Raw genomic sequence first — 13,193 nt, 5'->3', positions numbered from 1 at the left:
GGCTGAGGCTTTTTTGTTTCAGGTTACGGTATTACGACTTTGCCAACGAGAATCGAGATGTTCTTTGGCTTCAATAACTTGCCGCAACTGCTCAACGGCCTTCCAGATATCTTCAAAGCTGTTATAAAGAGGGGTAAACCCAAAGCGGATATAATTAGGGGCACGAAAGTCAGCTATTACGCCTCTTTGAATAAGTGCCTGACATAACCCATAAGCGTGCTCGTAACGATACGACAACTGACTGCCTCGCTGTTCACGTTGCTGTGGAGAAATAAGCTGTAGGCTGCTACCCAGTGCCGCGTCTTCTAATAATTGATGAAAAACCTCAGCCAGCTGTAAAGACTTTTCTCTTAACTTTTCCAGGTCCACATTCTCAAAAGCTTCGAGCGCCGAGTCGATCGCGGCCATAGCGAGAATGGAAGGAGTGCCGGTTAGCATTTGTTGAATGCCGGTAGCGGGCTCGTAGTCTGGTGTGAAATCAAACGGGCGGGCATGTCCGAACCAGCCGCTTAAAGGCTGACTCATATTCTGATGATGGCGTTTTGCGGCATAAATAAAGGCTGGCGCGCCGGGGCCGCCATTTAGGTATTTATAAGTACAGCCAACCGCAAAGTCTGCTTCCCAGTCATCCAGGTGCACGGGCATTGCCCCTGCACTGTGGGCTAAATCCAGAATAACCAGGGCTCCGTGGCTGTGTGCGCTGGTAATAAGTTGTTTAGCGTCAAGCCGTCTTCCGGTTCTGAAATTCACTTCAGTTGCTAAAACTATTGCGGTTTTATCGTCAATCTGTTGCTCCAGCTCGTTTTCATCAACCAGCTTTAGCTGACAACGGTGTTCACCAACAAACTGTGAAATTCCCTGCACCATGTATAAGTCTGTCGGGAAGTTGTCTTTGGTGGATAGCACTATGTTGCGCTCAGAGTCATGGCTTTGAGCCAGTGACAGTGCCGCTGCCAGCGCCTTAAATAAATTCACCGATATTGAGTCACAGCAAATAGTCTGCTCTGGTGCTGCGCCTATCAGGCGGGCAATTTTTTCGCCGACATGTTGCGGCAAATTAATCCAGTTATGCTCGTTCCAGCTACTGATAAGATCCTGCGACCACTGCTGCTGGATAACCTGCTGTAAGCGGGTTGCCGTTGCTTTGGTCATGGCACCCAACGAGTTACCATCCAGATAAACCTTATTAACCGGCAACTGAAATTGTTTACGGTGCCGGGCAAAGGGGTCAATGTTGTCGAGTTCTCTTATGTCAGTGAGGTTCATGGTTTTAGCTCTTTGTTCAGTCGCTGAATAATGGCTTCCCACGCGGAGGAATTCGGGTGTATCAAATCAAAATGACCTGCGCCTTCTAGTTGTTCTTTTTTTACGTTGATATCAGCGGTTTGGCTCATGGGGACAATTTTGTCTTTGGTACCCTGCATCAGCCAAGTGTTGGCGTGGAGCTTTTGTGCTGTTGGGCTGGCAGCACGATAGTCTTCTTCGCTGGTGTAAGCTGTTTTCATTAAGTTGCTGGCGGCGCGGTTACAACTGCCTTGCGCCTGAGTGTAACTGACCATATTAGTAATGGCGGCCAGACCAATAACTGCGTTTATACTTTCAGCCGAGGGCGTATTCCGGGTGGTAGCCAGAAGTGCGAGGTGTCCACCGGCAGAGTGGCCCATAACCGCTACCGGCTGGTTATTGAGCTTTTGCTGTATAAAGCGAATTGCGGTTTTCACGTCATTGAGACTCGCTGGCCACTCTCCGCCTTGCTCGCCCAAACGGCGATATTCAACAGACCAGACATTAAAACCCGCTTTTCTCATTGCGCTGCTTGCCGGGTTGGTGTGAGTAATATCGTATTCTTTTAGCCAGCAACCACCGTGAATAAAAATCACATTTGCGGCCGTGCCTGACTGCTTTGGTGCATTCCAGTACTGAATAAACTGGGAGGGGTGAGACCCGTAACTGTAGCTGTTATCGGAGCTGCCGGAAGGCAGTTCGAGCACTGACTGGAAAGACACTTGCTGCAAAGAGTTGTCACCAGCAGAGGCATGAGAATAAGTCAGGCAGAAAATAATAAGCCCGCAGACTGCCAGTTTTGGAGGAAGCTTTATCAAGTAATACCACCCGCTTTAATGTTTTTAAATATAAAGGACTAGAGACCATACAAGTATTTATAAGGCGGCTCAACAAAATTGACAGATTAGCAACAAATGCGTCATTTATTCGTCATCGTATCGTCAACTGACCTCAGTACATTAGCCCGGCGTTAACGCGTTAACCACTCACATTAAGGTTTTAAGGGTTATGACTACTTATAAGAAAACATCGGCATTACCGTTCCCAATAAATAAAGTATTAAACTCTGTTGTTGCTGCGCTTTGTGCGTTAAGTGCGCCGGTTGCTTTTGCGCAACAGGACACCTCAGATGAACTTGAGCGAATTGAAGTGACTGCACAAAAGCGTGTGCAGTCTATTAATGATGTGCCTGCCAGTATCAGTGCGTTTGAAGGAAGCCGTCTGGACGAGCTGGGCTTAAACGAACTGGATATGATTTCCGATCTGACTCCGGGTTTGGTTATTCAGGAACAAAGCCCGAACAACCCTGGTTTTGTTATTCGTGGCATTACCTCGGACAGCGGTTCGGCTCAGGCATCTCCGCGGGTGTCGGTTTATTACAACGGAGTGGATGTCTCACGCTCACGTGGCTCCTACTTTGAACTGTTTGATATAGAGCGTGTTGAGGTGGTTAAAGGCCCGCAGGCAACGTTATTTGGTACGGCTGCATCGGTTGGCGCCATTAGTGTCATAACTCGTAAGCCAGAGCCTGGCTTCTCCGCCGAGCTAAGCGCTGGTGCAGGAAATGAATCTCAGAAACGACTGGGTGGTTTCATTAATGGTGGTAGCGAGTTAGTCAGTGGACGGCTGGCGTTCAGTTACCGCGAACGCGACGGGTTTATTGAGAACATTGCGCCGGGTCAGGACGACATGAACGGTATTGACAGGCAAGCCTTGCGTGGTTCTCTTCGCTTTCAGCCCAGCGATGCGGTGACCGCTGACTTAATTTACAGCTATGAGAAAAACGAAGATACCGGAACCTCCTTTAAGAATGGCATTTTCGCGCCGACCGGCGGCGACACCAGCCCCTACAGTTTTGTTGAAATGACAGGTAGCCCTTACTCGGCCTCGGTATTAGGCCGTGAAAAGCTGGGTCTGGACAGAACCGTCGATGACATTAATTTAACCGTAGACTGGACTATTAGCCCGCGCTTAAGCTTTACCTCGGTGAGTGGTTATCGCAGCTTCGACTCACTGGAAGTGTTCGACGCAGACGGCACCCAGGCATGGTTCCTGGAGTTTGGGGAAGATGCAGAAGGTGACCAGTTCAGTCAGGAGTTTCGCTTTAATTACGCCGGCGATAACCTCTTAATGCTGTGGGGCATAAATTACTTCACAGAAGACGGCAGCCAACGTGTGCCGTTTAGCACAGAAGAATCTATTTTCCTGAACTGTGCTGGTGCTTTGCCAAGTGGCTTACCTTGTATTAATGCTGATGGTTCGGTTAATCAGTTAACGCCGGTATTAACAGGTGGCGCTTTGCAGGAAATTCCATACGCAGGCGAGTTTACAAACTTTGGTGACAATGAGTCCTGGTCGGCTTTTGTCGATTTTACTTACCAGTTAAACGATAAAACCGAAGTTGCTGCGGGTATCCGCTATGTTTCAGAAGATCGTGAAAGTGGCTTTGCTGCGACCATGCCGAACAGCCAATTGCTGCCTTTGCTGGGCCTTCCAACACAAACCTTGTTGCCGACTGTTTCAACGGATGGAGAAGTGTTCACTGCTAGTAACAGTTCAGACGCATGGTTGCCTCGCTTTAATATTCTTTATAAGTTGAACGACAATAACAATTGGTTCGCTACAATTTCAAAAGGCCGGCGCTCTGAAGTTGTTGATGTGAGCTCGACTCTTGATGCAGATGGTGAAGCGGCGGGAGATTTTGGTTTAATTCCGGCGGAAGTTATCTGGAACTATGAAACCGGCCTTAAAGGAAACTTAACGGAAAACCGTGTACGTTATTCTGCGTCTGTGTTTTATCAGGACTATTCAGACTTTCAGGTAACGCTGCAGGACGATTCGGGCAACTTTTACACCGCAAACGCAGGCTCTGCGACGAACTTTGGTGTCGAAACTGAAATTAATGCGAATTTAGGCGCAGGCATTGAGCTGTTTGGGCACCTGGCGTACCTGGATGCCAAAATTGATGACGACAGCACCAACGGCAGTTTAGCCGGTAACCGCTTCCGTCTTCAGCCTGAATGGACTTCAAGCCTTGGGGTGATATACGAAGCAGCGCTTTCCAGCCAATACGCATTGCGTGGCTCTGTAGTCGGCACCTATCGGTCTGAAGTGTTCTTTGAGCCAGAAAATGCGCCGGTAGCGGGTCTCGATATTAGCCAGGATTCAGTCTCTTTAGTGAATGCGTCGCTGGGTCTTTATAATGACTCTGCCGACTGGAGTCTGGCGTTGAAAGCAACCAACTTATTCGACAAAGAATACCTGGTTGATGCCGGGAATACGGGCGGAAGCTTTGGTAACCCAACCTTTATTTCTGGTCCACCGCGTTTGTTTTATTTAGAGTTTACCAAGAAGTTTGGCATGTAAAACTGTGCTAAAACGAGAAAAGGGAACCTGTGTCATGGTTCCCTTTTTTATTTTACGAGCTAGAAACTAACTTCCCGTATAGCGCGCTCTGTGCTTATTCACTACCCGATAGTCTTTGCTGCGAATCGTGTCCACGAATACCCATTCCGCTTCTACCGCGTCCTCGGATGCAAAGAGGTTCATATAACCGCGCTGATGCAGGTTGGTATATTTTAAGTCTTCTATAAGCGTAGGAAGTGCTTTTGCCAGCTGTTCTGCAGTTTTTGTGTCCAGACTTAGGTAAGTTTCCATTCCCGGAGATGATACCGAAGACGTGGCAAACTCCACCCCAATGTGAGCTCCGTCTGAACTGCGCAGTTCGCTGTGCCACGCGTTATGAGTGTCACCGGCAATAACCACCAGTTGTTTATTGGCTTTTTGCGCCGCCCGGTAGAGCATTTCACGTTCAATGGGGTAACCGTCCCATGCATCAAGGTTATAGGGAGTAACCTGAGTGACCATTGCCTGTTGCTGTGCTGTTAGCTCTTCGCCGTTCTGCAGGCGCTTTTTAAGCTCTGCTATTTGTAACAGCAGTGGTGTGACTTTACTGCGGTCATCTGCCGCGAATGCGGCCGCAGGAAAGTTCATTTTCCCCATAAGCAATTGTTGACCTAAAACTTGCCAGCGCGCTGAGCTGTTATTCAGTTTATTAACCAGCCACTGTAACTGCTTTTTGCCCATGATGCTGCGGTCAGAAGACATGTCCTGCTGGAATTTTTGGGTATTGAACTGACCGCTTTCTGCATCGCGGTAGTCGTCATAATTCAGCTGTTTATCACGTCCGATAACGCGGGTATCCAGTATGATCAAATCAACTAAGTCACCGAATTTGAAATCACGATAAATAGTGAGGTTGGCTTCGCCCTGTGGCGGACGAATAGGCAGCCACTCATAGTACGCCTGAACCGCGGCTGCGCGTCTTTCAATAAAGCTGCCTTCATCTTCCTGGTGGTTTTCTGCACCGTTTTTCCAGGTGTCATTGCTAATTTCATGGTCATCCCACACGGCAATAAAAGGGGCATGTGCGTGCAGTGCCTGTAACCCTTCGTCGGTGCGGTAAAGCGCGTAGCGGCGACGATAATCAGTCAGGGTAAAAAGTTCTGTATTATTGTTGTCGGGTAAGCCGCGGCCAATTTCTTGCGAACCTTGGGTGGCGTAACCGCCTGCGCCATACTCGTAAATGTAGTCACCTAAATGAATGACCGCATCAATAGAATCGTCCTTTGCTGCTTCGGAGTATGGGTTAAAGTAACCGGCGGGGTAGTTAGAGCAGGAGAAAACCGCAAACTTCAGCGGTTTTAAGCCAGATTCAGGAAGCGTTTGCGTTTTGCCAGAGGGGCTTTTGCTGTTCTTACCTAAAAAACGATAGTAGTAACGCTGGTTTGGCGATAATTGAGTAACGTCGACTTTAACTGTGTAGTCTCTGCTGGCGCTTGTTGTGGCTGTTCCAGAACGAATGATACTTGAAAAGTTTTCATCGGCGGCCAGTTCCCAGCCCAGCGTTACTTGTTTTTCTGCGGTATTTTCCGGCACGGCGCGCGTCCACAACAAAATGGCGTTTGAAGTTGGATCGCCACTGGCTACGCCATGGTCAAACTTGACGGAGCTGCGCTCACTGGTTTTGCCAACACTTGCACAGCCCTGTAATGCGGTTGATACGGTGACTGCTGCGCCCGTTGCTGCAAATAGCTTTAAAAAGTCACGTCGGTTAAATTGCTTCACTGTTTTACTCCATGCATTTTTCCCAGAGTAAAAGAAATTACTCCGTAAACATGAAGACTTAATGACAGTAAAGTGTTAGTTCAGTCTTAACTTATTCATCATCACTTTTGGGTTTAAGCTCCAGCGCTTGTACTGCTGAACGAACGTCCTGCCCTGAGGTTTCCTGAAAAACCTGTAAGTCAAATTGTGGCAGTATGGCAAACAAGTGATCAAAAATGTCGGACTGAATACCTTCGTAGATTTCCCACGCGGTATCGTTACTAAAGCAGTACACTTCAATGGGCAAACCCTGAGGCCCCGGGTTTAACTGACGAACCATCAGTGTCATTCCTTCGTGTATGTCGGGTCGCTGCTTGAGGTACTGTTTCACGTAGGCGCGAAAGGTACCAATATTGGTTACCTGACGTCCGTTTATAGGGTCGAAGCCTTTCTTTTCCAGACCCGCGTTCCATTCAGATATATCTTTTTCTTTTTGTTCCAGATAATCGCTAAGTAGCGAGAAACGTTTCAGCTTTTTCTTCTGCTCAGCGGACAAAAAGTGAATACTGTTCTGGTCAATGTATAACGCTCGTTTTATACGGCGTCCACCGCTTTCCTGCATGCCCCGCCAGTTTTTAAACGACTCGGAAATAAGACGTTTGGTGGGAATGTTCGTAATGGTTTTATCCCAGTTTTGAACCCTAACCGTATGCAGTGCCACATCAATGACATCGCCGTCAGCGTTTAACTGGGGCATTTCAATCCAGTCGCCGACACGAAGCATGTCATTAGATGAGAGCTGAATACTGGCAACCAGTGACAGAATGGTGTCCTGAAATACCAGCATGGCAACCGCACCCATGGCACCAATTCCTGATAGCAGAATAACCGGAGAGCGGTCCAGCAATGAGGCAATAATGAGAATAGTCGCCACCACATAGACCACTATCTTCGCAATTTGCAGATAACCCTTTATTGGCTTTGTATGCGCGTCAGGCTGCCGACTGTATATTTCGTTAACGCTAGTCATGGCCGCGCTAAACGAACGCGCCAGAGTCAGGATGAGGTACGCAATACTGATGTTGCGTATGATGGTGGTGGCGGTTTCCGGTAAATCCGGTACCAGATAAATACCGCCGGACAGCACTAACGCAGGAACAACCTGAGCCAGGCGGCTGACAATAACGCGAATGCCTATACCCGGGTCACTGCCTAACTGGGTTTGAGACAGCAGACGGGAAATACCACGCAGTAAAACGTGTTTGGTCACAAGCTGAGACAACCAAACCGCTATAACAAGGAAAAAGCAGGCTCCAATTGTGTAGGCCCAGGGTTGGGTTGCCGCCCAATCATGAAACCACTGCGGGTAATCCAGTTCCATCATAATTTTTGTTCCACCGCTGCTTTTAAGTCCTTTCTAAAGCCCAACATAAATACGACTTCTGCTACGACGAATAAGGGGCCAATGGCTAAGCCCATAATATCATCAACGAAAGCCGGTTTGCGGCCTTCAAAATAATGGCCGATAAATTGAAATACCCAGCCGACAACAAACAGACCAATGCTCCAGCTAAGCCATAAGCTGGTTGGTAATGCGGCTATGTCGCGGCCAACTGACAGCGACAGCCATAGCAAAATGGTCATGAGCAAACCTAACTTGATATCCAGACGGATATAAAAAATAACCGCCGCCAGAACAACTAAGTTGGCGGGGGTAATCAAAAAGTAGTCCAAGGGTAGCGCAGGCCGTGATAATAAACTAATGATGCCGACAACAATCAGCGGAATACCGACAATATGAGTCATTACATTCTTACGGTTCCGATGATAAGCCGCATACTGTGCCAGGTGCTCAACGATGGTTTTCATAGTCTGTGCCGCTTGGTAACAAAATAGAGGCTTAGATTGCTACGCACATGGCTTGATGTCAATGGAGCTCAATGCTTTCAGGCTTTTATTTTTCTATTGCTCAGCAGTTAACTTACCGCTAACCTAAAGCCTTTATTTTTTATAGGCATATAGAGTAGGGGAAGTTCGGTGGCGTTTGATTACGGTTCGATTGATCTTGGATTAAAAAATCCGTTTAAAACAGAGGGCTTGGTAACCAGTATTCGTGGGGTTGTGCAATCGCTGTTTGGTGTATATTTGCTGGTAGCAGGTGCTGGTTCCGTAAAGCAAGATCCGATTATGGGGTGGGTGCTGGCTATTTTCGGTATTTCGCTTCTGGCAGTCGGCATTAAAGTACTGAGCGGCGGCATTATGGCAATGCTGCGTTACTTTGTTGGTCGTAATCACCCTACGTCACTGGCCCCTAACTATAGTAAGTCTGAGCGTAGTACCGCTCAGGAAGAGTCGCGTTATGTTGCTTATAACGATCAGGCTCTGGAAGAAATGCTTATGGGCCGCAAAAACAGCACCTTTATAGAGCCCAAAGGCTTACTGGCGAGAATAGCTCACACGGTATTTCCCAAGTTACTGTTTATGCCTTATCCCATTCGTAATATGGCGCAACGCCTGTTAGGCGCCTGGGTGCGTACTCTTACGGCAATGGTTGCGTTTGGCTTTGCTGCCTTTGTGTCCCTGGCTGGTTTTGCCGGAGATGCAGGCGTGCTGGCTTTCCCTGTCTACACTGTTTTATTGACGCTTTACATCATGCACGTATGGAAGGCCGCTGGTAAGGCGATATCCCGTGGTGCGGAGCAGACTATCGATTCTATGGGCAGCGGCGACCTGGTCAAGATTATTGCTTTCGCCTTGTTATTGCCTGTTGTGGTAGGGCTGGTAGTGAGCTGGTGGATGGCTGCAACAGACGTAACGGCGGCAACGGTTGAGCAGTATTATGCAGCGTTGCCGGACTTTCATGCAGGTTGGTACTTATTTGGTATTTTTGTTGGCGCTTTAGTTTGCACGGCTGTCACTGTGGTGTTGCTAAAAAGACGTTTGGCTCATGCGAATCCGGTTTCTGAAGTCTCTGAATTACGGGAAAACTGGCAGGAGTCGGTGCACCCTAAAGAGATTTTTATCAACCTGGACAATCTGGTCATGGCAAACCGTCGTTATCGCGAAGTGCCAAACCGTGTGTATCGTGAATTGGATCCTAACTTGCAGGAACACGTTGACGGCAAAGGTGCCTTTAGCGGGGAGATGATTCAGGAAATTCAGCCTCAGGTAAAACCTATGGGACTGGGCGGGTTATTTGATAAATCGCGCTTGGTCAGCTTGTTGCTGGGTAATAGCTTGTTCATTATCGGTGTGGTTTTTACGTTTTTCTTAGCCTATGCAGCAGTCGATGTGGTCAAACTTCTTGATAGCATGAACTATAGGCTGACTGAAGAGACTCCCTATAGCGACTTAATGACCTTAGCAGGCGTAGTCATGACTGCCGTTCATTTTTATCTTATTGGCTATGTCCTGCGGGCATTTGCGGGTTTAGCCGCTAATATCGCGCATCTTTTTTATGCGGAAATTCAGTTTGAATCCATGCTTATTTACTTTAAGTGCGAAGGAACCTTTACTGAGTCTAAAATTTCAACCGGTACCGGTATTCACGACAGTACTCGCTCAGAGAATACGCTCGTTCGCAGTAGTATTACTCCCTGGGTTATCGTGTCACGTATTGTGTCGACAACTTTTGCTGCAACCGGAATGAAAAATCTGGAGCATCCGCGACATATTCTGGAAATGCATAAATCGGATGACGAAATGGCGTCTATCCGTAAGGATGTTATCGACTTCCTGAAAGACCGCGAGTCTATTGCTTCTATAACCAGTAATCGCGATTTGGGCAATGCCTCACAGATACATCAGTTAAATGAGCAGACCCGCGCCATTCCAACAGACCAGGACAGACTGCAGCAATCGCAGTCGAAGACTTCTGATGAAGAGGCCGCTGGTTACCTTCGTCAGCAGGAAGAATTGGGCTCAGACAACGACTCTGATACCGACAAAAATCGTTAATTTCCAACCTTAAAAACCGCAGGCGGGTGCGTTGCCCGTCTGCACCTGCTACCAAGGTCGTAGTGCAGCACCATAAAGTTTCATGGAAACTGTTCGATAATTATACATGGTACGTTGCGTTTTTTACGCCTTACGGAAGCAGATAAATGTCCACAGTTGATGTGAAACCTCCTTTATTGATAACGGCTTTGGCAATAGCCGCCGGTGTCCTTGTCCTTGCTTTTGTGCCCTGGTTGTGGCTGCAGTTATGTCTGCAAAGCTTATTATTTATTGCCCTGAGCTGGTTTTATGCCCGTTATTTTAGCGCCGCCGGAATAGCGGATGATGAAGAGCCCTCTGAGGGAGAGGGCACGGATCAGCTGGCCGAAAACTCCGGTAAAAATGCAATAGCAACGGCAGAGCTTAGTTTTGCGATAAGCCGTTTTAAAACCGTTTTGGCGGATATTGTCGAGCGTTTGAAAGAGAGTGTGGATAACTCGTCACGAGTGAGCGAACGGGCGAAGGGAATAGAAAGCTTTTCATCGGAAGTGGCTGTTGCTGCAGAGCAAACCAAGCAGATAAGCCACGAAGGCCGCGAGAGAATAAAGCAACTCACTCAGAAGATAGCTCTGGTAGTGGCGGACAGCCGAGAAAGTGCGGAAGCGGTCAGAGGTCTGCAGGCTAAAGCCGATGATATTCGTAAAGTGACCCAGGTTATTGACAGTATTGCAGAGCAAACCAACTTGCTGGCGCTGAATGCATCGATAGAGTCGGCGCGTGCCGGTGAACATGGTCGTGGCTTTGCGGTTGTAGCCGATGAAGTCAGAACGCTGGCCGGACGAACTTCGGATGCAACCGTAGAAGTGAGTAATTTGGTGGAAGCGATTCATAATGAAACCACGGTTGCGGTCAATAATATTGAGCAACTGTCAAAGCACATTGAACAGCAGTCGGAAACAACCGAGGGCATTGTTGAACAACTGGCCAGCATTGTAGAACAAGCCGAAACCGTGGAGCAGCAACTGCAAAAAATTACCGGATTAATGGGTGAGAACGCAGAGGATCTTTCCCGTAATGGTGAGCTTCTGCATTCTGTAAACTCAGACTTATCTGAACAATACCAGCAACTGGATGACGTAAGCGGGCAGGCCGAGCAACTGGAATTGCAGTCGGAGCAATTGTTCGCGCACCTGGTTGAAAATGATGCCGACGCTGAACATAAAGTGATTTACCAGGCCGCAACGGACGCCGCTGAACAACTAGGCCAACGTTTGGAGCAGGCTGTTGAGCAAGGCGAGCTGACGTCAGCTCAACTGTTTTCCCGTGATTATCAAGCGGTTCCCGGAACCGAGCCGGTAAAATACAAGACACCATACACGGAGTTTTTCGAGAGTATATTACCCGCTATTCAGGAGCCTACTCTGAAACGACATGAACACATTATTTACGCTATAGCCACTGACCCGAAAGGCTATGTAGCGCGGCACAACGACGCGTTTAATAAACCGTTAACAGGTGACCCGAAGAAAGACCTGGTCGGCAACCGCTCGCGTCGGCTATTTAATGACAAAACCGGGGCACGTTGCGGAGCTCACACGCAAACGTTATTGTTACAGACCTATAAGCGCGATACCGGCGAGGTTATGCACGACTTATCGGTACCCGTTTATGTAAATGGAAAACATTGGGGCGGCTTCCGTATCGGCTACAAGCCGCTGTAGCCTGATGAGATGGTCCCCTCCCTCCTAAGCGGCATCGCAATGTGCCAATATAGAGGTTCAAGCTTCTATAGAACAGAGTGGAGAGGACCAATGGCTATTGTAAACAGAATTGCCCTGGATTTGGCAAAGGATTTTATTCAGGTTTTGGCGCTGGATGAAAATGAGCAGGAAGTTTTTAATAAAAAACTGCGCAGCAATAAAGTGTTAGCGAAGCTGGCGACGCTGAGCCGTACGGATGACTGTGAAGTAGCGGTTGAGTCCTGCGGCATGAGTCATTACTGGCGCCGCGAATGTGAAAAGCTGGGTTATAAAACGGTGGCGTTGCCACCGCGTTTCGTCAAAGCGTACCTGCAGGGTGAGAAGAACGATGCGAATGACGCCCGGGCAATAGCCGAGGCGGCATCACGACCCAACCGTCAGACGGTCAGGCTGAAAAGCATTGAGCAGCAGGACTTAGCATTGATGGTCAATCAGCGGGAAGGCTTCGTGCAGACGAGAACGCAGTTCTCGAATAGGTTGCGGGGGCAACTGGCCGAATACGGCATTCTTTTACCGAAGCGAGTCGGTACGATATTACAGAGAGTACCGGAGGTACTGGAAGACGACAGCAATGCGCTGACGCTTCAGTCACGGGACCTCATCAACCGGCTCTATCAGATGCTGCGAGCGGTGGATGAAGAAGTTAAAGCGCTGGATAAGCACTTAGCGACACAGGCCGAAAGGAATGAAGACAGTCAGCGGCTGATGACCCTGCCGGGTATCGGACCGATAACAGCGACCTCGCTGCTGGCACTGATAGGTGATGTGAGTGAATTTAAACGCGGCCGCAACCTGTCGGAATACCTGGGACTGGTACCACGGCAAAACAGCAGTGGCGGTAAAGACCGTTTAGGCGGTATTACCAAAAAAGGGAACACCAAACTCAGGACACTGCTGGTGCATGGCGCCCGCTCGGCACTGCGGGTGGCACAACAGCGCCACGACAGGCTGAGCCTCTGGGCACAGGATGTCGCTAAACGCAGAGGCAACAACGTTGCAGCGGTGGCACTGGCTAACAAGCACGCCCGGATAATCTGGGCGATGTTAAAGAATAAAGAAGATTACCGGATGACTGCTGCTTAACAGCATTCAGTAAAAGAGCACAGC

General features: G+C 48.6%; 9 protein-coding genes. 4 read left to right on the top strand and 5 right to left on the bottom strand.

What is annotated here, in order from left to right:
• Positions 1–18 precede the first annotated feature (18 nt).
• Positions 19–1,266, bottom strand: a complete 1,248-nt coding sequence (gene kynU, locus IL_RS11185; RefSeq protein ID WP_011235406.1) for a kynureninase — start codon at positions 1,264–1,266, stop codon at positions 19–21.
• A complete protein-coding gene (locus tag IL_RS11180) occupies positions 1,263–2,102 on the bottom strand; it encodes an alpha/beta hydrolase family protein (RefSeq protein WP_011235405.1) in 840 nt (279 codons plus the stop codon). Before IL_RS11180 ends, kynU begins: the two co-directional genes overlap by 4 nt.
• Positions 2,103–2,292: 190 nt before the next feature.
• Between IL_RS11180 and IL_RS11175 the strand changes: the two genes are divergently transcribed.
• A complete protein-coding gene (locus tag IL_RS11175) occupies positions 2,293–4,650 on the top strand; it encodes a TonB-dependent receptor (protein ID WP_011235404.1) in 2,358 nt (785 codons plus the stop codon).
• 66 nt (positions 4,651–4,716) lie between these two features.
• Here the strand turns inward: IL_RS11175 and IL_RS11170 are convergent, their stop codons facing one another.
• The 3 genes from IL_RS11170 to IL_RS11160 all read right to left on the bottom strand — a co-directional run bounded on the left by IL_RS11170 (position 4,717) and on the right by IL_RS11160 (position 8,259).
• The gene (locus IL_RS11170) at positions 4,717–6,411 is read right to left on the bottom strand and encodes an alkaline phosphatase D family protein (protein WP_011235403.1); all 1,695 of its coding nucleotides are present in this window, start codon (positions 6,409–6,411) and stop codon (positions 4,717–4,719) included.
• Positions 6,412–6,502: 91 nt separating this feature from the next.
• Positions 6,503–7,774 carry a mechanosensitive ion channel family protein gene (locus tag IL_RS11165; RefSeq protein ID WP_011235402.1) on the bottom strand — a complete coding sequence of 424 codons (1,272 nt, stop codon included), beginning with the start codon at positions 7,772–7,774 and terminating at the stop codon, positions 6,503–6,505.
• Positions 7,771–8,259, bottom strand: coding sequence for a DUF962 domain-containing protein (locus IL_RS11160; RefSeq protein ID WP_011235401.1), 489 nt, complete (start codon positions 8,257–8,259; stop codon positions 7,771–7,773). The genes IL_RS11165 and IL_RS11160 overlap by 4 nt, the downstream gene beginning before the upstream one ends.
• 168 nt (positions 8,260–8,427) lie before the next feature.
• Between IL_RS11160 and IL_RS11155 the strand changes: the two genes are divergently transcribed.
• From IL_RS11155 to IL_RS11145, 3 genes are all read left to right on the top strand, one after another.
• Positions 8,428–10,347, top strand: a complete 1,920-nt coding sequence (locus IL_RS11155; RefSeq protein ID WP_011235400.1) for a hypothetical protein — start codon at positions 8,428–8,430, stop codon at positions 10,345–10,347.
• Between the two features lie 146 nt (positions 10,348–10,493).
• Positions 10,494–12,047, top strand: coding sequence for a methyl-accepting chemotaxis protein (locus IL_RS11150; RefSeq protein ID WP_011235399.1), 1,554 nt, complete (start codon positions 10,494–10,496; stop codon positions 12,045–12,047).
• Positions 12,048–12,137: 90 nt separating this feature from the next.
• Positions 12,138–13,169: an IS110 family transposase gene (locus tag IL_RS11145; RefSeq protein ID WP_011233734.1), complete on the top strand. Its 1,032-nt coding sequence runs from the start codon at positions 12,138–12,140 to the stop codon at positions 13,167–13,169.
• Positions 13,170–13,193 lie beyond the last annotated feature (24 nt).

The sequence above is a fragment of the Idiomarina loihiensis L2TR genome, assembly GCF_000008465.1.
Lineage (GTDB): Bacteria > Pseudomonadota > Gammaproteobacteria > Enterobacterales > Alteromonadaceae > Idiomarina > Idiomarina loihiensis.
Note: the sequence above shows the minus strand (reverse complement) of the source record. Positions and strands in the feature narration are given on the sequence as shown.

Bases quoted from the DNA above. Each gene is read 5' to 3' on its own strand.
- kynU (WP_011235406.1), bottom strand. From the start codon at position 1,266: ATGAACCTCACTGACATAAGAGAACTCGACAACATTGACCCCTTTGCC.
- IL_RS11175 (WP_011235404.1), top strand. From the start codon at position 2,293: ATGACTACTTATAAGAAAACATCGGCATTACCGTTCCCAATAAATAAA.
- IL_RS11165 (WP_011235402.1), bottom strand. From the start codon at position 7,774: ATGATGGAACTGGATTACCCGCAGTGGTTTCATGATTGGGCGGCAACC.
- IL_RS11160 (WP_011235401.1), bottom strand. From the start codon at position 8,259: ATGAAAACCATCGTTGAGCACCTGGCACAGTATGCGGCTTATCATCGG.
- IL_RS11150 (WP_011235399.1), top strand. From the start codon at position 10,494: ATGTCCACAGTTGATGTGAAACCTCCTTTATTGATAACGGCTTTGGCA.
- IL_RS11145 (WP_011233734.1), top strand. From the start codon at position 12,138: ATGGCTATTGTAAACAGAATTGCCCTGGATTTGGCAAAGGATTTTATT.